Source organism: Agromyces neolithicus (assembly GCF_039529735.1).
GTDB classification, from domain to species: Bacteria; Actinomycetota; Actinomycetes; order Actinomycetales; family Microbacteriaceae; genus Agromyces; species Agromyces neolithicus.
In genome coordinates, this window is sequence record NZ_BAAANJ010000015.1 from 178,189 (window position 1) to 197,382 (window position 19,194).

Sequence of the window (19,194 nt, forward strand, 5' to 3'; positions counted from 1 at the left end):
ATGGAGCAGACCGACCTCGACACCGCCGTGCTCGACGAACGCCTCGCCGCGGCAAAGCAGGCGTCGTACCGCCTCGCCCGCGCGACGACGGCCGAGAAAGATGCGGCACTCGAGCAGGTCTCCACACTGCTGCGGACCCGCACAGCCGACATCGTCGCCGCGAACGAGCGCGACCTCGACGCGGGTCGCGCATCGGGCCTAGCGGCCGGACTGCTCGATCGGCTCACGCTCGACGAGCGCCGCGTGGCGTCGATCGCCGACGCCGTGCTCGAGGTCATCGGCCTCACCGACCCGATCGGCGAGACCCTCAGCGGCCGCACCCTGCCGAGCGGCGTACGCATCGACCAGGTGCGCGTGCCGCTCGGTGTCGTCGGCGCCATCTACGAGGCCCGCCCGAACGTGACGATCGACATCGCCGTGCTCGCACTGAAGAGCGGCAATGCCGTGGTGCTTCGCGGTGGCAGCGCCGCCGAGCAGACCAACCGCGTGCTCATCTCCGTGCTTCATGACGCTCTCGACGCGGTGGGGCTCCCCGCCGAGGCCGTGCAGACCGTCGACGACTTCGGCCGCGCCGGTGCCCGGCATCTCATGCAGGCCCGAGACTATGTCGACGTGCTCATTCCACGTGGCAGCGCGGGCCTCATCCGCGCCGTCGTCGATGAGGCCCGCGTGCCGGTCATCGAGACCGGTGCCGGTGTGGTGCACATGTTCCTCGACGAGTCGGCGCCCGAGCAGTGGGCGGTCGATCTCGTGCACAACGCCAAGGTGCAGCGACCGAGCGTCTGCAACGCCCTCGAGACGCTGTTGGTGCACCGCGATGCCGCCGAGCGGCTGCTGCCGTCGGTGATCGACCGGCTCGAGGCATCCGGGGTCACGGTGCACGCCGACGAGCGCGTGCGCGCCCTGCGGCCCGAGGCGCTGCCCGTCACCGACGACGACTGGGCCACAGAACACATGAGCCTCGACATCTCGGTCGGCATCGTCGACTCGCTCGACGACGCCCTCGCGCACATCCGGCGGTACTCGACGAAGCACACCGAATCGATCATCACCAACGACCTCGGCAACGCCGAGCGGTTCCTCAACGAGGTCGACGCCGCAGCGGTCATGGTGAACGCCTCCACCCGGTTCACCGACGGCGCCGAGTTCGGCTTCGGCGCCGAGGTCGGCATCTCGACGCAGAAGCTGCACGCCCGGGGCCCGATGGGCCTGCCCGAGCTCACGAGCACCAAGTGGATCGTGCGCGGCGCCGGGCACGTGCGTGCCTGACCTCGCTAGCGTTCCAGGGGCGCTGCCGCGCCGTGGGGGTCGGGAGTATCGTGCGTGGTCGCCTCTTGCCTGCTCCGGTGGTGTGGTGGATGCTCGTGGTGTCGGTCGCGGTGACGCCGATTTGTCTATGGTGCCGGTGAGCCTGTTCGCTAGCTTGGCGCGGAAGGCCTTCCACGGGAACCGTGGATTGTTGCCGTTGAGCACGAGTGTTAGATTCCTGAGTTCTTGATCCCTGTCCTTCCCCGCGGCCGGCCCTGACGGGAGGAGCCGGTGATGGATGTGGTGCACGAGCGTGCTGCGGGGATGGATATCTCCAAACGCGACGCGAAGGTCGCTGTTCGGGTGCCGGGCAAGCGTGCTGGGACGTTCACGACGAGCGTGACCACGTGGGGCGCGACAGCAGGGCAGGTCCTCGAGTTGATCGAGTTCCTCGATGCCCAGCGGGTGACGACGGTGGTGATGGAAGCGACCAGCGACTATTGGAAACCGTTCTACTTCCTGATGGAGAACGAGCTGCCGGTGATGTTGGTCAACGCGCGGCAGGCCAGGAACATCCCGGGCCGCAAGACCGACGTGTCGGACGCGGCGTGGCTGGCGCAGCTGGCAGCACACGGACTGCTGCGGGCCTCGTTCGTGCCGCCCGAGCCGGTGCGGCAGCTGCGAGATTTGACGCGGGCGCGGGCGATCGCGGTGCGGGACCGGACCCGGCAGGTGCAACGGTTGGAGAAGTTCCTCGAATCCTCCGGGATCAAACTGTCCGCGGTGGTGTCCGGTCTGACCGGCGCATCGTCGCGGGCGATCTTGGACGCACTCGTGGCCGGGGAACGCGACCCGAAGGTGCTCGCAGAGTTGGCGAAAGGGACGCTGCGGAACAAGATCCCGCAGTTGGTCGACGCGCTGCATGGTCGGTTCACCGAGCATCACGCGTTCCTGGTCGGCGAGTACCTGACCCAGATCGACACGGCCACCGCGATGATCGACCGACTCACCGCACGGATCGAGGACCAGATCGCACCCTTTCGTTCCGCCCGGGAAGCGCTGATCACGATCCCGGGAGTCTCGATCACGGTCGCTGATGTGATCATCGCCGAGACCGGTGCGGACATGACCGTGTTCGAAACCCCCGGGCGCCTGGCATCCTGGGCGGGGGTCTGCCCGGGGCAGAACGAATCCGCGGGCAGGGTCAAGTCCGCACACACTCGCCCCGGCGACAAGTACCTCAAAGCTGCCCTCGGCGTCGCGGCGTTGTCCGTGTCACGTTCCAAGGGCACCTACCTCGCGGCCAGGTACCGGCGCATCGCCGCCCGCCGCGGGCCCATGAAAGCAGTCGTCGCGATCGAGCACACGATCCTGACCGCGGTCTGGCACATGCTCCGAAACGGCGAGGTCTACACCGATCCCGGCGCCGACTACTACACTCGATACGACCCGCAGAACACGAGAAACAGGGCCATCCGACAGCTCGAAAAGCTCGGCTACCACGTGGCGATCACCCCGACTGCCGCCTAAAAGTTGCGTTCTACTCCCGTATTAGACTGTCACGAGCGACACCCGCAGGATTCGAAAGGAACGGCGAATGAGCCTCACCACCGCAGCGTTGACCGGAACGGTGCTCACCGAGACGGTGCACGCGAGGCACCTGCCGATGGAGTCGTGGGTCTACGGGCTCATCGCGCTCATCGTCTTCGCCGCCCTGGCGTTCGTCGTCGCGTCGTACCGAGACGTCGCCAACCGTCACCGTGCCAAGGCCGAGGCCTACGCCGCCCGCCACTCCGGAGACGCACACGGCGGTCACTGAGGCAGGCGATCGCGCGATGACGGGCGAGCCCCGCCGACCACGAATCGGGGTCATGGGCGGCACGTTCGATCCGATCCACCACGGCCACCTGGTCGCGGCGAGCGAGGTCGCGCAGTCGCACGAGCTCGACGAGGTGATCTTCGTCCCGACAGGGCAGCCGAGCTACAAGACGGTCGTCACGCCCGCCGAGCATCGGTACCTCATGACGGTCATCGCGACGGCGTCGAATCCACGCTTCACGACGAGCCGGGTCGACATCGATCGCCCGAAGGCCACGTTCACGATCGACACCCTGCGCGACATCCGCGACGAGCGGCCCGATGCCGACCTCTTCTTCATCACCGGTGCCGATGCGATCGCGCAGATCCTGGCTTGGAAAGACGTCGACGAGCTCTGGCAGCTCGCGCACTTCGTTGCTGTGAGTCGCCCGGGACATGTGCTGTCCGTTTCGGGTTTGCCAGAGCAAGACGTAAGCTTGTTGGAAGTTCCGGCGCTTACGATCTCGTCGACCGATTGCCGGAGCAGGGTGCGCCGGGGTTTCCCGGTGTGGTACTTGGTGCCCGATGGGGTCGTCCAGTACATCTCCAAGCACCATCTCTACCGGAGTGTCGAATGACGTCGTCGCAGGAACCGCCGCTCACGCGCCGCGAAATGCGTGAACGCGAGCGTCTGCTGGAGCAGCAGGGCGGTTCGTCGACCCCCGAATCCGACGTTCCGGCCGCGCCTGCGCCGGTGCCGTACACGCCGCCCGCTCCCGTGACGCCTCCTGCCCCTGCGAACACGCCGGTCGCGCCGGCGCAGCCCGCAGTGCGCGGACCTGCCACGGCGCCGACCTTCGCGCCCCCACGTCCGGGCGGTGGAATCCCCGTTCCCCAAGGGTCGCCCTTCGGCGGGCCGGCAGCGGCCCAAGCCCCGGTGCAAGCGCCGCAGCACGATCCGTTCTCACCGCGCCCCGCCGCGCCGGCCGATCCGACGCCGTCGGCGCCGCTTGCGGCGACGACGCCCGAGCGCACGCTCACCCGACGCGAGCTTCGAGCCATGCTCGGCGGTGGCCAGCTCGACGAGTTCGACGACGAGGTCGAGGCGAGCGCCGCTGCATCGCCACCCGCGGCGGCGCCGATGCCCGCAGCATCCACGCCCGTGATGCCGGCTGCGCCGGCCCCCGCGATGCCGGCTGCGCCGGTACCGTCAGCGCCGGTTTCGGCGAACCGGCCGCAACCGGAGATTCCGCCTGTCGTCCCTGCTACGAACGGGGCGATCGATGCCGTGCCCGGTCTCGCCGCCGGTCACTGGACATCACAGCTCAACGTGCCCATCGACGAGCCCGAGCCGTTCGACCAGTTGCTCTCGCGTGGAGCCCTCAGTCACGGCGTTCCCACGACGACGAACGCGCTCATCCTCCCGTCGCTGCCCGACCAGGGCCCGCTCGGCAACCAGATCACGAGCGCCGGTGAGATCATCGCCACAGGCTCGATCGACCTGCCCCGCAGCTATGGGGCCACCGGCGTTCACCCGAGCCAGATCGACTCATCCGACGTCGATCGCCTCTTCGACCATGTCGAAGACGTCGGCACGGGCGTGGCACCCGTCGCAGCGACCCGGGCGATCAGCACGCAGGGGGCATCGCGCGCCATGATCGCCCCGCCCAAGAAAGAGGGCATGAACGTTCCGCTCGTGCTTGCTGTCACCGCCGGCGTGCTCGCACTGGGCGTCGTCGCCACGCTGGTGATCGGTGCCGTCGCCGGCCTGTTCTGAGCCCACCACGATCGTCAGCCATTGCAAACCGGAAATGAGCGTATGACCGCATCCGACCAGGCACTCGAGTCCCTCGCCCTCGCGGCGAGGGCCGCAGATGCGAAGGGCGGCGAAGACCTCGTCGCCCTCGACGTTTCCCGACCCCTCCCGTTCGCCGACGTGTTCTTCCTCGCCACCGGCAACTCCGAACGCAACGTCATCGCCATCGCCGATGCCATCGAAGAGGTGCTCGGCCGTGCCGGACGCCGTGAAGGGCACGACGCGGGCCGATGGGTGCTGCTCGATTTCGGAGATCTCGTGGTGCACGTCTTCCACCGAGAAGAGCGCATGTACTACGGGCTCGAGCGGCTCTGGGCCGACTGCCCGGCGCTGCCGGTGGCCCCACTGCTGGCCGCGAGCAGCTGAACGAGCGGCTCGCACCGCTGGGCGCCCTCGATTTCGTACGCGGGCACGGGCTGGTGTAAGCTCAATTCGTTGCCCCGAACGGGCGCACGGGTCTGTGGCGCAGCTGGTAGCGCACCTGCATGGCATGCAGGGGGTCAGGGGTTCGAGTCCCCTCAGATCCACCAAAACCCCTGATGAACGCGAAGTTCTCAGGGGTTCTTTTCGTTAAATACAGCCCTTGGGGCCTTTTTGGGGCCTTTTTCGAATCGCCCCGACGTTCGTAGTGATCCACAACGGTTCACATCAGACAGCGAACAACCAGGATCTGTGCCGCACTCATAAGGAGTATGAGCACATCCGTTCCGTCCACGTATCCGCCCGCTCGCTTCATCGAGAGCCTCGGGGACTATCTCACCGTCGACGAGCTTGCCGAGTACCTGCAGCTGTCCAAAGAGACGATCTACCACTGGCGTCTCGAGGGCACCGGCCCGAAGGCGACCAAGCTCGGCAAGCACCTGCGCTACAGCAGAGCGAACGTCGAGGCCTGGCTGAAGTCTCGAACGGACAGACGGTGACCGGGTTGGTCGTGCCCATCTCCTCTGACAGAGGGCGACTCCGATGGCGCGCACCAAACTAGGGCCAGGCTCACACGGTGAGATCACGTACCAAGACCTGCCCGACGGACGGGTGCGCGGCACGCTGCGCTTCCGGCGCCTCGATGGCAGCTACGGCAAGCTCCGCGTGCGAGCAAGTTCCAACGCGGCGGCACGTCGGTCGCTCCTGTCCTCGATCGAGGAGCAGTATGCGCCGCTCGGTGAAGTCGGCGACCTCAGCCCTGACTCCTCGTTCCTGGCCCTGGCCCGCGAGTTCATGGACCATGTCGAGTTCACTCAGGAACAGCGCGACACGACCCGTCACGAGAACCGCAGGCTCATCGAGAAGAAGATCGCGCCACACATGGGCGCGCTCGCGATCCGCGAGATCAAGGCCAGCACAGTGCTCCGCGTGTACAAGGCGATCCACAACGAGACCCCAAGCACGGCGAGGAACGTCAAGGCACTGATCAGTCAGATCTGCTCCTACGCCGTGATGAACGACCTGATGGCTGCGAACCCTGCCCGCGAGGTGAAGCGAGTCAGGCAGCAGTCCAAGCCCATCTATGCTCCGGCGCCGATGGAGCTCGAAGTTCTACGCGGCATCATCCGCGATTTCCAAAACCGCGCGGACCGGATGGGCCCGCGGCCCTCCGACCTCCTCGGCGACGTCGTCGACCTCATCCTCTCCACCGGAGCCCGTATCGGCGAAGCCGTCGGCCTCAAATGGGAGCACGTCGACATCGACTCGCCCAAGCCGACCATCACGATCGCAGGCAAGATAGTTGACTCGAAGGGTCAGCCAAAGCACTGGGAGAACTACCTCAAGAGCGAGTCTGGGTGGCGGCGCATCACCATCCCACCGGAGCTACTCCCGATGCTGCGGCGGCGTAAGCTCGCCAGCGGCGGCAACGATTTCGTCTTCCACACCCGCACCGGGGCCCCCAATGGCACTCAGGACGTTCACCGCGCGCTTCGCAGCGTCCGCGCATGGGCGGGCATCGATGACGAGCTCGTCCCGCATGCGCTGCGGAAGTCGGCCGTCACCGCTGTCTCGGACGCGCTCGGCCTGGAAGCGGGAGCCCGGTTCGCAGGCCACAAGCGTTCCCGCGTCACCGAGCAGTACTACGCCAAGCGCGCCGTCGACGCGCCGGACACCTCCGAAGTCCTCGGACAGCTTCAAGGAGGTCCCAAGAATCCGGGTCGCGTTCTGGAAGTCGACAAGGAGCGCTGGGGTCGCCGAGAGGAAGGCTTCTGAGCGAACGGGGCGCTTCCCGGTGCGGAGTATTCCTCGCACAGGCTTACCCTCGGTTCATGGCCTCGATATCAGGCAACTCGGATGACGGCCGCCGCGCGAGGCCGAATGATGTTGAATCGCTGGTGCGTCGACTGGTCGTAGAGGTGATGGTCGGCGGTGACTTCGACGCCCTCCCGGAACTCGTCACGCCGGAAGAGGTTGAGCCGATGCGGCGCTGGATCGAGCCGTTCCGGGTGTCATTCCCGGATATTCACATGGAGATCGTGACGGTTGTGGTCGAGGGCGATACCGTTGCCGCCTACTTCCGCTGCTCGGGCACACACTTCGGTCCATGGCGTGGGCATGAGCCCACCGGTGCCCGCTTTGAGAACGTCGACGAGTTGTACTTCTTCCGCGTCACCGGAGGTCGCCTTCATGACATGGTGAGTGTCGAGGACAACCAGAGTCGGCTATTCCAGCTCGGACTCTGAAGGTCTCGTAGCCGGCATCTGGCAGGTCGGCAGTGGCGCCAGTCGCGGCACGAGCCGAACATACAAGACCATTCCGACGAGCTCGACCAACGTCTGCGTGACAACCGCGAGCGGTGCGATCGCCAGCTCCGCGGGCAAGGCGAGCGCCAACGGGAGGACGACGAGGGAGTTTCGAGTGGCGCCGCTGAAGATCACCGCGCGGGTCTCGGGAACGTCGAGTCGTGCGACACGGGAAGCCCCAAGGCCGACGAAGAGCATTACGACCAGGAACGCGACGTACAGGGGCACCACTCGAAGCAGGGCGACGGCTTGACCGCCCACGGCGGCGATCTGGGAACCGATCACCACGGCCAGGGTCAGCATCATGAGCGGGACCATCGCCGCGGCCATGACCTGCTCGATGGTGTGGCCGGCGCGGTGGCGGCGCGCGACCGCTTGCACGATCGCGGCGGCCACGAGCGGGATGACGATGATGACCACAAACGCCTCGACGAACGGTGCGACTTCGATGTGCTGCACGGCCTCGCCATCGCCAAACAGCAGCAGGTAAGGGGGAAGAAGCAGGATCTGCAGGAGCATCAGCAGCGGCGTCGCCGCCAGCAGGCGTGCCTTCGCGCCTCCGGCGAGCCCGGTGAACACGATCACGTAGTCAACGCACGGGGTGAGCAGGACCAGCAGCACACCGATGAGCAGGCCCTGGTCGTCGACGACGAACCGGGATAGCCCGAACACGACGAGCGGGACGAAGAGGAAGTTGACGACGAGCACTGTGCCGAGAAATCGGACGTGCTTGAATGACCGGCCGACCTCGATCAGCGGGACCGCGAGGAACGTGGCGAACAGCAGCACCGCCAGCACCGGGTTCGTCGCTGCCGTCAACACCGGAGCGGCCGCAGGCGCGAGGACACCGAACACGCCGCCGAAGAAGATCGCAGCCAGGTACAGCGCAACCTGGTGCTTGTCCCACCAAGTGACGATGTGCAGCATCCTTCCAGCCTAGAGACCGCTTGACCTTCAACCGACTCGAAGCTCTACCGTCAAACCCATGACCGATCTTGACTGGGCGCCAGCGTCCTGCACCCTTCCGACCGTTGAGCGCCCGCTGCGTGAGCAAGAGTTCAGCGAACTGTTCGCGATGGCGCTCCGTCGCGTGCGCCGCGTCAACGCCACTCGTGCCGATCTGATCCTCGACCCGACAGGTGAAACGGTCGCCCGTGACCTCGCCGCCCGCGAGACGTCGTGCTGCTCGTTCTTCACATTCGACTTCGCGCCGGACGAAGATTCGGTCACCATGACCGTCACCGTGCCTGCGCCGCACGCTCCGGTCCTCGAAGCGCTCGTCGTCACCGCCGAACGTGAGGCCGGACTCGACTCGAAGGCGGATGCCGCGTGACGCGCAAACGCGCCGTCCGGTCCACGGCGGGGATCCTCGGTGCCGGCATTCTCGCCTGCGCCGCATGTTGTGCGGGCCCGCTGCTCGCCTTCGTCGGCAGCCTCGGCGCAGCGTCCCTCTTGGGCGCCTACTGGGTTCCTGCGTTGCTCGCGGTCACCGTGGCGGCTGGCATCATCCTGACGGTGCTTCTGATCCGGCGCCGCCGGGCGAAAGCCTGCCGCCTCCCTGCCTCACGAGTCGACGTCAGCATCCAGCCTCGAGCACAGGACGACAGCCCCGTGCTCAGCGGTTCGAGACCGTCAGCACCGTAGCGCCGGCGGGCGGCTCGGCCGCATCGTTGCCCGTGATGACGGCGCACGCGCACGCGTCAGAGCACACTCCACCAGTAGTTGGCCGCGAGAGCCGCTCTTGCGCTCGCCGTAGCTCGTCCGCTAGCCGGGACAGCTCGGCGATCTGCTCCTGTGTCTCCGTCAGCCGGGCAGCCACGACGTCGCGCATGTGACGCTGAACGTGCTCACACAGATCCGACTCACGAGCTGTGACCAGTTGTCGCACATCCCCGAGCCCGAGATTCAGCCGCTTGGCGCCGGCGATGAACAGCAGCCGTTCCACATCCGCGTCGCCGTACTGCCGGTACCCGTTCGAGCCGCGCTCAGCCGGTTCCACCAGTCCCGCAGACTCGTAGTACCGAATCGTGCTCGCAGGCAAGCCCGTCCGCTCCGCCACCTGGGAGATCCGCAATCCGCTCATGCTGCAACCGTAAACCTTCAAGTTGCGCGAAAGTCCAGCCGATAGACGCAGGTCGTCTGGCTAGGGATAGTCCGCCAACTCGGCATCGTCGATGTTCGCGGTGTCGATCGCGAGCCCGGCGCGGCGGGGGGCATCGTTATGCCCGCCTGATGTCGCTTCGGAGCCGCAGGGCCACCCAGAGCCCGCATCGCCGACAGATGAACGCATTGCCGTCGGCCAGAGCGTGGAGGCGCCGCCTAGCTAGGACCCGGCCGCAGCATGAGCAGCGAATCTCGTCGGGCTCAGTCATGAGCGGCCAACGCGGTCTCGAGCTGATGCTGCGTGGGTCTGCCCGCGAGCCCGTTAGGCGTCAGGTAGACGCGGCAGGCGAGATCACTCGTGCGTCCGTCCGTCGGGAATAGGTCTTTGCCATCGACGAGGATCGTGGGCGAGCCACCGAAGGGAACACGACTTGCTTCCATTGCGGAGGCGAGGAGCGTAAACGTGATCGGCACGTCCCGATGGCCAATGGAGTCCAATGCTGCCCGAAGACTCCGGCCGGCCTCATGCCAGCTCGGGCATTCTTCGATGTGGAGGACTTCCGCTCTCATTCCAATCCCTTTCCGTCTCGCCTACTCCGACGCACCCGTGGCGTGGGTCATGGGTTCGATGGGGCGCGCGTGAGGTCTCGGCGAGCGACACGCTGCGTGATCGCGAGACGCGTCAGCGTGAGGACGACGGCGCCAATCAATGGGTAGCCCGCCATGTTCCCGGGCATGGTGAGGGCGGTGATCATCGTAGTGCCGAGCACGAGGAGGTCGCCGACGACTGAGCAGGCGCAGGCGAAGGCCGCGAGCCGCTGCGGCCGACGTGGGGCCCAAGCCGGTCGGAGTCGTGCGGGCCCAGTCACCAGGAGGGTGAGGACGCTCGTCACCACGGACGCAAGGATGACCGGGCCGAGAGGCAGGATCTGCGCGAGGAGCATCGTCGGCGGGCTGCCGGGGACGAGGGCATTGAGCCAGACCACTCCAATGAGTGGCCCTGTGACGAGCAGCGCGAGGGCGGTGCGGCGGGCATGTCCCGCGGAGAGAACGTCAGTGAATGCGTCGGCGATGATCGACGGTGGGCCACTGTCGCTCACCGCTCGCGTCGCGGCTTCCTGGGGAGAGAGTCCTTGCGTCCGGTAGTCGGTGATCGCGTCGTCCAGGCCGTCTGCAAGCTCGCTGAGCGCGGCTCGGCGGCTGCGGAGCCATCGGGGAATTTCGGCGTCGATCGCAACGAGGTAAGACGACACTGGGTCGGGGTGCCGGGTCGAAAGCGGCCGGCTCATGTCGCGGCCTCCGCCCCTCGTCGAAGGAGTGCGCTGACGGCGCCCGAGAACTCATCCCAGAGCGTCCGCTGGTCATTGAGTGCCCGCCGCCCGGCCGGTGTCAGCTCATATGTGCGGCGTCGACGGCCGGACACGACGGACCAGCCGGACTGCACGAGACCTGCACCTTCGAGCCGCCGAAGCGCTGGATACACAGTCCCCGTTGGCAGGTCGAAGTGACCTGAACTGCCGTCGCGCAGGACCTCGATCACCGCATACCCATGCAGCGGGCCGGCCTCGAGCGATGCGAGCAACAGCCCGTCGAGATGTCCCTTCAGCGCTTCCGCCCTCATACGTAGCAATACTACGCCGCCAGCTTGATTCGTAGGCAATCGATACGTAGCATTGCTACATATTCATGGGAGGTTCCGATGGAGGGCTCGGCCATAGTGACGCTGTCGAATGTCGCGTGGGAGCCGGGCCGGGTCGTCGGCGGGAAGGCAGCAAGTCTCGCCCGTTTGGCGGCGGCCGGCTTCCCAGTGCCACCCGGGTTCGTCGTGACCCCGGATGCCTGGAGCATGCCCCCGGACCGTCTCGCTGAGGCGATCACCAGCGCTCTCGCCGTTGGCGCGTTTGCCGAGACGTCGAGGTTCGCCGTGCGCTCATCGGCGGTCGCCGAGGATCTTCAGGACGCTTCCTATGCGGGGCAGTACGAAACATTCCTGGACGTGCCGCGGGAAGGCGTGGCGGATGCCGTTGCCCGGTGTCGCGACGCCGCGACCGCGTCGAGGGTTGCCGCCTACACGTCCGGCCGCAACCCGGGAGGCATCGAGGCGGACATCGCGGTCCTCGTGCAACCCATGATTCAGGCACGCGCGGCGGGGGTGGCGTTCACGGCGAACCCCGTCACCGGCGACCGCACTGAGACCATCGTGACCGCGGTCCGCGGGCTGGGCGAACGACTGGTCGGCGGCGAAGCTCTCGGCGATGAGTGGAGCATCCGCGGCCGGGAGGTCATCCCGCGCCGGATCGAGGAGGAGGCCATCAGCGCAGAGCAGGCGAGCGCGATCGCGCGCCTCGGTCGGCGTATCGAGGTGGTGCTCGGTGCGCCGCAGGACATCGAATGGGCGATCGAGCCTGGCGGGCGCACAGGTTGGCGGCTGCTCCTCTTGCAAGCCCGACCGATGACCGCGTTGCCCCCGGAGGTGTCGTGGGAGCCGCCGGGTCCGGGGCTCTGGTCGCGCAACTTCCGGCTCGGCGAGTGGCTTCCAGAGCCGATGACACCGCTGTTCGGGGACTGGCTTCTGCCGCTGATCGAGGACGGGTATCTCGACGGCATGCTCGACAGCATCGGGGCGCGGATCCCGTTCCGGTACGCGACGATCAATGGCTGGTACTTCAACGCGACACCAAGACCGAAGCCGCGGCTCATCTTCGAAGCGCTCGCCCGCACCCGCGGTCGGATCCTCGGTACGTTGTTCAACATCCTGATCCGGGTCTCGCGGAACCCGGCCGCAGCAGACCGCGAAGTTATCTCGGGGCTCTACCGGAGGTGGATCGACGACGAACTGCCGGCCTACGAACGCCTCATCGCCGACGCACACGACCAACGGGCCGGGGCCTCACCCGACGAGCTCGAAGACCTGGTCGACCGACTCGGCCGAGCTGCCGGGCGGCAACTCTGGTTCCTCTCCGTCGTCGGGGGGTCCGCGTGGAAGATGGAGGCCGGTCTCGCGGCATTCGCGCGGAAGCACCTCACGGAGTTGCTGGGCGACGGGGCGGAACTCGAGGAGGGCGTGCAAGTGCTGCTCCGTGCACTGTCCGGCATCGATGACGTGCCCGCAGGGTTGCCGATCCAGAGTGCTGACTGGTTCCGGCAGATCGCGAACACCCCGCCACCGATCGCCGAGGCCGGATGGGTCGATCGCCACCAGGCGCTTGTCGAGCAACGACGTCGAGCCGAATCCGCGTGCCTGGCCGCCCTGGCGCGCAAACCGAAGCTCCGACGACGGTTCGCTGAACTCCTCGGAGTGGCCAGCCGGTATGCGGTGATCCGAGAACACCAGGCTCGCGTCTTCCCCGCAGCGTGGCCGACCCTGCGAACCTGCGCGATCTCGCTCGGCGAGGCCCTCGTTGCCGATGGTCGCCTGTCATCCGTCGAGCAGGTGTTCTTCCTCCACCGGGCCGACCTCCGCGGTCGTGGTGCGCTTGGAGGAGTCGCCGACGCTCGAAGAGCCCTCTGGGAGCGGCAGCTTCGGCAGCCAGCCCCGCTCACGATCGGTGCACCGCCGAAGCTCATCGGCGACCCTGTCGGTCGCGCGGTGGAACGAGCCCGAGGGAGCCGCCCCATCCCGCCCGACGCCATCGTCGGCCAGCCCGCCAGCACCGGGATCGCCACCGGACCGGCCCGCGTCATCACTGACCCATCCGAATTCCCGTCGTTCAAACCGGGGGATGTCCTCGTCGCCGCAACAACCGCCCCCGCGTGGACCCCGCTGTTCGCCCGTGCTGCCGCCGTCGTCACGGACGGCGGCGCGCTTGCTGCGCACGCGTCGATCGTCGCCCGGGAGTATGGCATCCCGGCGGTCGTCGGAACCGGTGACGCAACGCGACGCCTCGCCAACGGTCAGTCCGTCACGGTGAACGGGACGGTCGGCGTTGTCACGCTCGCCGACTGAGGCGTTGCCGCGCCGACGCCGGAGGTGCGCGTCAGGCTCCCGCAGCGGAATGACCGAGCGTTTCGACGTCGGTTTCGACAGCTGTCGGTTCTCGTTGTTCGCGCGTCCACTTCTGGGTCGCGACTTGTACCGCATCCCATGGCGAACCGAGAGGGGGTGTGTATGAGAGGTCGAGCTCAGCGATCGCGTCCACACCCATGTCGTGGTGCAGCGCGGTCGCGAAGATGTCCACCCGCTTGGATACCTCTGCGCCGTAGGAGCCCACCAGTTGGGCGCCGAGGAGGCGGCCGCTCGTGCGGTCGCCCGTTACCCGGATCGTGATCGGGGTCGCGCCCGGGTAGTAGGCCTTGTGGTCGTCTGCGACGGCGGTGGAGCTCGCGGGAGAAAGGTTGGCCGTTTGCGCTTCGTGCTCACGCAAGCCGGTGCGTGCTGCGACGAGATCGAACACCTTCACGACCTGAGTTCCCAGGCTTCCGCTGAATCGTGCGTCTCCGCCGACGGCATTCTCACCGGCGACGCGGCCCTGCTTGTGGGCGGTCGTGCCGAGCGGCAGGTATGTGACACCGAGTAGTCGGTGGTGCGTGACCACGCCGTCGCCAGCTGCGTACACGTGGGGAAGCTCGGTGCGCATGCCCTCGTCGACCACGACGGCGCCTCCAGCGCCCTGGGATGCGCCGGCTTGATCGAGGAGGCGCGTGTTCGGCGCCACACCGACCACGGCGAGGACCACGTCGGCAGTCTGGGAGAACTCGCTGTTCACGTGGTGCCCAGCCACGGTGAGGCCGCCGTTGTTGCGGGTGACGCTCACCACTCGAGCGCCGGTGACCACCCGCACGCCGTTGCGGATCAGTTCGGCTCGGACGAGGGCGCCGAGCTCGGCGTCGATCGTCGAGAGGACCTCGGGACCACGCTGCAGTTGCGTCACGTGGATGCCGCGGGCCGTGAGGGCCTCCGCCATCTCAAGCCCGACATAGCCAGCCCCGATGATGATCGCGGTCTGCGGATTGTGTTCACCGAGGTACCGCTCTAGGGCGAACGTGTCGCCCATCGAGTGGAGCACGTGCACGCCATCCGCAGGGCCCAGCTGGTCGAGCCCGGCGATACCGCCGGTTGAAGGCGACGCCCCAGTACCGACGATCAATTCGTCGTAGGTTAGCGCCGACTCGACGCCCTCCTGGTCGCGGATGGAAAGCTGTCGCCCCACAACATCAATGCTTGTTGCGATGGTATTCAGATGCAGGCGGATCCCCGTCGCTTCAAGATCGTCGAGAGTTCGGTGGGCGAGCGACTGCCACGGACGCACGTCGCCGGAGAGGTAGTACGGGATGCCGCAGATCGAGAAGTTCGGGTAAGCGTCAGCGACCACCACTGTGACGTCGGCGCTCGGGTCCAGCTCGCGGGCGCGAAGCGCAGCGGAGATACCGGCATCACTGCCGCCGACAGCCACGACAATCATGCTCTTGACCCTTCAGTCGCACGGTGCCCAAACAGCGGTCGCCGTGATCGATACAAACATGGCGGTGAGGACGTCGCTCGAGCGCGGCTCGATCCCCGCCCGCTTTGGATCGTATCGGTGCGGTGGGTTGTCGGGGCCTGCTCGGCGCCGGGAGAGGTTCCTTTGGGGCATGGTCAGGAGAACCGCGCAGTGATCACCGCCACGGCCGCGAGCCCGGCCATGAAAAGCGCCATAGCCGAGTAGCCGCCGACGGCAACAGCGATGATGGGTCCGAGTGCGGGCCCGAGCGCTGTCACTGCGGTGATCGGTGCGGCGAAGACGCCGTTGATCGTGCCGTAATTGCGAGTGCCCCATCGGTCGGCGACTGCAGATCCTTGTACGAGGGTCTGCGCACCACGGACCGCTCCGGCGGTGGCGCCGACGGCTATGAGCAGCCAGGGCGGCCCTGGTAGCGCACCCATCAGACCGAGAAGCAGGACCGCGAGGGTGGAGGTAACGGCGAGGGGGAACCAGGGTGCAGTGCCATGTGGAACGGCGACGTAGAGCAGGCGGCCGATGACCTGTCCCGCACCGAGGAGGCCGAGCGCCCACGCTGCGAGCTCATACGTGAGCCCTTTCTCCATGTAGAGCGGGATGATCGCGAGGGTGACGCTGAATAGTGCGGCCGCCAGGGTGACCATCGAGACTTCGAGCATCCAGAATCGACGAGTGCGGATCAGGGCACCGATCTTGTGCACTGCTTCGCCCTCATGGGCAGCCGGGAGCGGGTCCCATATGCGCTCCAGAAAGAACCAGTGCAATGGCAGCGTAAGGACCAGGAGTACGCCAGCGAGGATGAGGAATGTCGCGCGCCAGTCGAGGACACCGAGCAGCCCGGCGACGATGGGTGCGAACACGGTCGATGCGAGCCCACCGGCGAGGGTCAGGATGGTCATCGCGCCGCGTCTCGAGTCGCCGTGGCGGCGGGCGATGACGGTGAACGCGGCCTGGTAGAGGACGGCCGACTGGGCGAGTCCGCACACCACCCAGCCGAGCGTGAAAACGACGAGGTTGGGGGCGGCGCTGACGATGACCAAGCCCAGCGTCCCCACAATGGCCCCGATGGTCATGATGAGGCGCGGGCCGCGATCGTCGAGCCATCGCCCTACGACGATGCCCGCTATCGCGGAGACGATCAGCCCCCCGGAGAAGCAGAGCGTGACCGTCGCGACGCTCCACCCGGTCTCGTGTGAAATCGCTGGCGCGGCGACGATCAGCGCGTAGTAGAGGATGCCCCAGCTGATCACCTGCCCGACGGAGAGCGCAGCCAGGCGCACTCCGAGCGGGCGATTCGACACAGTCGGCGCGCTAGCCGTCAGCGTGAGATGGTGACGTCGAGCAACTGGGAGAGCTGGCTGAGCGCTCCCGGGACGAGCTTGTAGTAGGCCCAGGTGCCGCGCTTGCTGCGGGTGAGGAACCCCGCTTCCATGAGGATCTTCAGGTGGTGCGAGACCGTGGGCTGGCTGAGCCCGATGGGTTCGGTGAGATCGCACACGCACGCCTCGTCGCCTTCGGATGCGGCGACGATCGACACCAGCCGAAGGCGGGTCGGGTCGGCGAGTGCCTTGAGCTTCTTGGCGAGGTCGTCCGCACGCTCCGGGCCGATGGTCTCGCTGGTAAGCGGCGTGCAGCAGGCAACCGCTTCAGGCTGGATCACGGGGAGCAGCGTGGTGGACATGTCGACCATCCTATCCGAATATTGACAAACGTCGATGGACGTTCCACACTCAATATCGAAGTTCATCGATGCCTAGGAGGCCGCACCATCATGACGTTGATCGATCTCACCGTCCCGAGCCTGCAACAGCGCAGTCTCGACACTCTGCCCATCGCGATCATCGGCGCAGGCCCGGTCGGACTCGCGGCTGCCGCGAATCTCGTGGAACGTGGAATCGACTTCGTGATCTACGAGGCGGGCGATGAGGTCGCGTCCAGCATCCGGCAATGGGGACAGACCCGGCTGTTCTCGCCGTGGAAGCACGTGGTGGATCCTGCCTCGCGACGTCTGCTCGAGGCGACTGGCTGGCAGCTACCCGCCGCCGAAAGCCTTCCGACGGGCACCGAACTCGTGGAGGACTACCTCGAGCCGCTCGCCGCACTTGACGTGATCGCCGATCACATCCGCACCGGCGTCACAGTCCAGGCAGTCACGCGGCAGGGCATGGACCGCACCCGCACGGCGCGTCGTGCGTCGACGCCGTTCCTGCTTCGTGCGCACACCGCTGACGGCGTCGAGGAGTTCACCGCACGTGCCGTGATCGACACGTCCGGCACCTATGCGCACCCGAACAGCCTCGCCTCGTCCGGCCTGGAGCCGCTCGGTCTCGCCGACGTCGCCGACCGGGTCAGCCATGCCCTCCCCGACGTGCTCGGCCGTGAACGCGCGCGTTTCACCGGCCGGCACACCACCGTTGTCGGCGCTGGGCACTCCGCGGCGAACACCCTTCTAGCGCTGGCTGAACTCGCCGAGCAGGAGCCGGGAACTCGCGTCACCTGGCTGATCCGCAACGCCAGCGCGGTCCGGGTAACGGCGTCCGACGACGATGGACTCGCAGCCCGGGCATCGATCGGCCGCCGAGTCGATGGACTCATCGCCGCCGGCCGCATCGCCGTCGTCGACCGGTTCGAGATCGTACGCCTCGGCCGCACTGACGACGGAGTCCGGCTGTACGGGGCCCGGGGCGGCGACCTGGTCGAACACGACACCGACCTCGTCGTCAGCGCCACCGGCTTCCGACCGGACCTCAACATGCTCCGCGAGATCCGCCTCGAACTCGACGACATCGTCGAGGCGCCCAAGCGCCTCGCACCGCTGATCGACCCCAACGTGCACACCTGCGGCACCGTCGAGCCACACGGCTTCGCCGAGCTCACGCACCCCGAGCCGGGATTCTTCCTGGCCGGAATGAAGAGCTATGGCCGCGCGCCAACCTTCCTACTCGCGACCGGATACGAGCAGGTCCGTTCAATCACCGCCTGGCTTGCCGGCGACGTCGCCGCGGCAAGCAACGTCGAGTTGGTGCTGCCGGAGACCGGAGTGTGCTCGACAAGCCTCGCGCCTGACGGATCCTCATGCGCGACGGATGAGGCACCAGCGAAGGCGCAAAGCAGCTGCTGCAGCTAGCTGTTCGCGTGGCCTCCATGCCATAGACTTCCGTCTATGAGTGATGTCGCGGAGGCCACGCGGGAGCTGCGGCTCGTCGCTGACCCGACGCGCGCTCACATCCTTCGGAGCATCCTGGCCGCACCCGACGGCCGTGTCCTCGTTGGCCGAATCGCCGAGGAGCTGGGCCTGCGGCAGCCGACCGTGAGCCATCACGTGAAAGCGCTGCTCGATGAAGGGCTGCTGCAGCGTGAGCCAGACGGTCGCCGCACCTGGTACTCTCTCGCGCCCGCTCACGCCGAGCGCATTGCCGAGATGCTCGGCAGGCCTCAGCCTCAGGTGTCCGTCGAGCCGATCCTTGACCGCGTCGTGCAGGACCTCAGTGAACGGTTCCAAGGGGTGTTCAGCTCGGAGACAGTTGAGCGGTACGTCCGTGAGAGCTATGAGCTCCTCGCGGCGCGGCCGACCCCGGGTCAGCGCGTCCCTTCCCTCGCGGCGCAGTTCGCGGCGGATCGACTCGAGGCCCTCGCCCGGGATGACGCGGCACCGGGTGCCGACGTGCCGGAGGTGCTGTTCGTGTGCGTGCAGAACGCCGGCCGGTCGCAGATGGCCTCGGCGATCCTCCGACACCTGGCCGGCGACCGAGTGCACGTGCGGACCGCGGGGTCGGATCCGGCCGGCGAGGTGCGCAGCTCGGTGCTGACCGCACTGGATGAGATCGGCGTGCCGCTGGCCGGCGAGTATCCGAAGCCGCTGACCGACGAGGTCGTGCGCGCGGCGGATGTCGTGATCACGATGGGCTGCGGCGACGCCTGCCCGATCTACCCGGGCCGTCGATACCTCGACTGGGACCTCCCCGACCCGGTGGGAAAACCCCTCGCCGAGGTGCGCGAGATCCGTAACGACATCGAGCGCCGCATCCGCGAGCTGCTCGCCACCCTCTGAGATCGATCGACAGGA

General features: G+C 67.2%; 20 protein-coding genes and 1 tRNA gene. 14 read left to right on the top strand and 7 right to left on the bottom strand.

Annotation, left to right across the window (positions count from 1 at the left end; genetic code table 11):
* The 10 genes from ABD164_RS14685 to ABD164_RS14730 all read left to right on the top strand — a co-directional run bounded on the left by ABD164_RS14685 (window position 1) and on the right by ABD164_RS14730 (window position 7,527).
* Entirely contained in the window at window positions 1–1,269 is a 1,269-nt protein-coding gene (locus tag ABD164_RS14685) for a glutamate-5-semialdehyde dehydrogenase (protein ID WP_344297036.1), read from the top strand.
* Between the two features lie 273 nt (window positions 1,270–1,542).
* A complete protein-coding gene (locus tag ABD164_RS14690) occupies window positions 1,543–2,778 on the top strand; it encodes an IS110 family RNA-guided transposase (RefSeq protein WP_344297037.1) in 1,236 nt (411 codons plus the stop codon).
* A 67-nt stretch (window positions 2,779–2,845) separates the two neighbouring features.
* Complete coding sequence (locus tag ABD164_RS14695) at window positions 2,846–3,067, top strand: hypothetical protein (RefSeq protein WP_344297038.1); 222 nt, start codon at window positions 2,846–2,848, stop codon at window positions 3,065–3,067.
* 16 nt (window positions 3,068–3,083) lie between these two features.
* Window positions 3,084–3,683, top strand: coding sequence for a nicotinate-nucleotide adenylyltransferase (gene nadD, locus ABD164_RS14700; RefSeq protein ID WP_344297039.1), 600 nt, complete (start codon window positions 3,084–3,086; stop codon window positions 3,681–3,683).
* Window positions 3,680–4,822, top strand: coding sequence for a hypothetical protein (locus tag ABD164_RS14705; RefSeq protein ID WP_344297040.1), 1,143 nt, complete (start codon window positions 3,680–3,682; stop codon window positions 4,820–4,822). The genes nadD and ABD164_RS14705 overlap by 4 nt, the downstream gene beginning before the upstream one ends.
* A 42-nt stretch (window positions 4,823–4,864) precedes the next feature.
* Window positions 4,865–5,227 (top strand): ribosome silencing factor, encoded by a 363-nt coding sequence (rsfS, locus tag ABD164_RS14710; protein ID WP_232497198.1) that lies wholly within the window; start codon window positions 4,865–4,867, stop codon window positions 5,225–5,227.
* Between the two features lie 88 nt (window positions 5,228–5,315).
* Window positions 5,316–5,391 (top strand) — tRNA-Ala (locus ABD164_RS14715).
* Window positions 5,392–5,553: 162 nt separating this feature from the next.
* Complete coding sequence (locus ABD164_RS14720) at window positions 5,554–5,781, top strand: helix-turn-helix transcriptional regulator (protein WP_344297041.1); 228 nt, start codon at window positions 5,554–5,556, stop codon at window positions 5,779–5,781.
* A gap of 43 nt (window positions 5,782–5,824) precedes the next feature.
* Window positions 5,825–7,057 carry a tyrosine-type recombinase/integrase gene (locus ABD164_RS14725; RefSeq protein WP_344297042.1) on the top strand — a complete coding sequence of 411 codons (1,233 nt, stop codon included), beginning with the start codon at window positions 5,825–5,827 and terminating at the stop codon, window positions 7,055–7,057.
* A gap of 56 nt (window positions 7,058–7,113) precedes the next feature.
* Entirely contained in the window at window positions 7,114–7,527 is a 414-nt protein-coding gene (locus ABD164_RS14730) for an ester cyclase (RefSeq protein ID WP_344297043.1), read from the top strand.
* Here the strand turns inward: ABD164_RS14730 and ABD164_RS14735 are convergent.
* Window positions 7,507–8,514 carry an arsenic resistance protein gene (locus ABD164_RS14735; protein WP_344297044.1) on the bottom strand — a complete coding sequence of 336 codons (1,008 nt, stop codon included), beginning with the start codon at window positions 8,512–8,514 and terminating at the stop codon, window positions 7,507–7,509. The genes ABD164_RS14730 and ABD164_RS14735 overlap by 21 nt on opposite strands.
* A 58-nt stretch (window positions 8,515–8,572) precedes the next feature.
* On the opposite strand from ABD164_RS14735, the gene ABD164_RS14740 reads away from it, so the two are divergent.
* Window positions 8,573–8,920, top strand: coding sequence for a hypothetical protein (locus ABD164_RS14740; protein ID WP_344297045.1), 348 nt, complete (start codon window positions 8,573–8,575; stop codon window positions 8,918–8,920).
* Between the two features lie 282 nt (window positions 8,921–9,202).
* On the opposite strand, the gene ABD164_RS14745 is transcribed toward ABD164_RS14740, so the two are convergent.
* From ABD164_RS14745 to ABD164_RS14755, 3 genes are all read right to left on the bottom strand, one after another.
* Window positions 9,203–9,670 carry a MerR family transcriptional regulator gene (locus tag ABD164_RS14745; RefSeq protein WP_344297046.1) on the bottom strand — a complete coding sequence of 156 codons (468 nt, stop codon included), beginning with the start codon at window positions 9,668–9,670 and terminating at the stop codon, window positions 9,203–9,205.
* Window positions 9,671–10,307: 637 nt separating this feature from the next.
* A complete protein-coding gene (locus ABD164_RS14750) occupies window positions 10,308–10,979 on the bottom strand; it encodes a hypothetical protein (protein ID WP_344297047.1) in 672 nt (223 codons plus the stop codon).
* Window positions 10,976–11,311 (bottom strand): PadR family transcriptional regulator, encoded by a 336-nt coding sequence (locus tag ABD164_RS14755; protein ID WP_344297048.1) that lies wholly within the window; start codon window positions 11,309–11,311, stop codon window positions 10,976–10,978. The genes ABD164_RS14750 and ABD164_RS14755 overlap by 4 nt, the downstream gene beginning before the upstream one ends.
* A gap of 225 nt (window positions 11,312–11,536) precedes the next feature.
* Here ABD164_RS14755 and ABD164_RS14760 point away from each other — a divergent pair, with 225 nt between their 5' ends.
* A complete protein-coding gene (locus tag ABD164_RS14760) occupies window positions 11,537–13,636 on the top strand; it encodes a PEP/pyruvate-binding domain-containing protein (RefSeq protein ID WP_344297049.1) in 2,100 nt (699 codons plus the stop codon).
* A gap of 31 nt (window positions 13,637–13,667) precedes the next feature.
* Here ABD164_RS14760 and ABD164_RS14765 read toward each other — a convergent pair whose 3' ends face one another.
* The 3 genes from ABD164_RS14765 to ABD164_RS14775 form a co-directional block, all read right to left on the bottom strand.
* The gene (locus tag ABD164_RS14765) at window positions 13,668–15,092 is read right to left on the bottom strand and encodes an FAD-dependent oxidoreductase (RefSeq protein ID WP_344297050.1); all 1,425 of its coding nucleotides are present in this window, start codon (window positions 15,090–15,092) and stop codon (window positions 13,668–13,670) included.
* A 173-nt stretch (window positions 15,093–15,265) separates the two neighbouring features.
* Window positions 15,266–16,429 carry an MFS transporter gene (locus ABD164_RS14770; protein WP_344297051.1) on the bottom strand — a complete coding sequence of 388 codons (1,164 nt, stop codon included), beginning with the start codon at window positions 16,427–16,429 and terminating at the stop codon, window positions 15,266–15,268.
* Window positions 16,430–16,446: 17 nt separating this feature from the next.
* Complete coding sequence (locus tag ABD164_RS14775) at window positions 16,447–16,809, bottom strand: metalloregulator ArsR/SmtB family transcription factor (RefSeq protein WP_344297052.1); 363 nt, start codon at window positions 16,807–16,809, stop codon at window positions 16,447–16,449.
* 90 nt (window positions 16,810–16,899) lie between these two features.
* Between ABD164_RS14775 and ABD164_RS14780 the strand changes: the two genes are divergently transcribed.
* Window positions 16,900–18,255: an NAD(P)-binding domain-containing protein gene (locus tag ABD164_RS14780; RefSeq protein WP_344297053.1), complete on the top strand. Its 1,356-nt coding sequence runs from the start codon at window positions 16,900–16,902 to the stop codon at window positions 18,253–18,255.
* A 36-nt stretch (window positions 18,256–18,291) separates the two neighbouring features.
* Window positions 18,292–19,179, top strand: a complete 888-nt coding sequence (locus ABD164_RS14785; RefSeq protein WP_344297054.1) for a metalloregulator ArsR/SmtB family transcription factor — start codon at window positions 18,292–18,294, stop codon at window positions 19,177–19,179.
* Window positions 19,180–19,194: the final 15 nt, after the last annotated feature.

Bases quoted from the DNA above. Each gene is read 5' to 3' on its own strand.
- ABD164_RS14685 (WP_344297036.1), top strand. From the start codon at position 1: ATGGAGCAGACCGACCTCGACACCGCCGTGCTCGACGAACGCCTCGCC.
- ABD164_RS14690 (WP_344297037.1), top strand. From the start codon at position 1,543: ATGGATGTGGTGCACGAGCGTGCTGCGGGGATGGATATCTCCAAACGC.
- ABD164_RS14695 (WP_344297038.1), top strand. From the start codon at position 2,846: ATGAGCCTCACCACCGCAGCGTTGACCGGAACGGTGCTCACCGAGACG.
- nadD (WP_344297039.1), top strand. From the start codon at position 3,084: ATGACGGGCGAGCCCCGCCGACCACGAATCGGGGTCATGGGCGGCACG.
- ABD164_RS14705 (WP_344297040.1), top strand. From the start codon at position 3,680: ATGACGTCGTCGCAGGAACCGCCGCTCACGCGCCGCGAAATGCGTGAA.
- rsfS (WP_232497198.1), top strand. From the start codon at position 4,865: ATGACCGCATCCGACCAGGCACTCGAGTCCCTCGCCCTCGCGGCGAGG.
- ABD164_RS14720 (WP_344297041.1), top strand. From the start codon at position 5,554: ATGAGCACATCCGTTCCGTCCACGTATCCGCCCGCTCGCTTCATCGAG.
- ABD164_RS14725 (WP_344297042.1), top strand. From the start codon at position 5,825: ATGGCGCGCACCAAACTAGGGCCAGGCTCACACGGTGAGATCACGTAC.
- ABD164_RS14730 (WP_344297043.1), top strand. From the start codon at position 7,114: ATGGCCTCGATATCAGGCAACTCGGATGACGGCCGCCGCGCGAGGCCG.
- ABD164_RS14735 (WP_344297044.1), bottom strand. From the start codon at position 8,514: ATGCTGCACATCGTCACTTGGTGGGACAAGCACCAGGTTGCGCTGTAC.
- ABD164_RS14740 (WP_344297045.1), top strand. From the start codon at position 8,573: ATGACCGATCTTGACTGGGCGCCAGCGTCCTGCACCCTTCCGACCGTT.
- ABD164_RS14745 (WP_344297046.1), bottom strand. From the start codon at position 9,670: ATGAGCGGATTGCGGATCTCCCAGGTGGCGGAGCGGACGGGCTTGCCT.
- ABD164_RS14750 (WP_344297047.1), bottom strand. From the start codon at position 10,979: ATGAGCCGGCCGCTTTCGACCCGGCACCCCGACCCAGTGTCGTCTTAC.
- ABD164_RS14755 (WP_344297048.1), bottom strand. From the start codon at position 11,311: ATGAGGGCGGAAGCGCTGAAGGGACATCTCGACGGGCTGTTGCTCGCA.
- ABD164_RS14760 (WP_344297049.1), top strand. From the start codon at position 11,537: ATGCCCCCGGACCGTCTCGCTGAGGCGATCACCAGCGCTCTCGCCGTT.
- ABD164_RS14765 (WP_344297050.1), bottom strand. From the start codon at position 15,092: ATGATTGTCGTGGCTGTCGGCGGCAGTGATGCCGGTATCTCCGCTGCG.
- ABD164_RS14775 (WP_344297052.1), bottom strand. From the start codon at position 16,809: ATGTCCACCACGCTGCTCCCCGTGATCCAGCCTGAAGCGGTTGCCTGC.
- ABD164_RS14780 (WP_344297053.1), top strand. From the start codon at position 16,900: ATGACGTTGATCGATCTCACCGTCCCGAGCCTGCAACAGCGCAGTCTC.
- ABD164_RS14785 (WP_344297054.1), top strand. From the start codon at position 18,292: ATGAGTGATGTCGCGGAGGCCACGCGGGAGCTGCGGCTCGTCGCTGAC.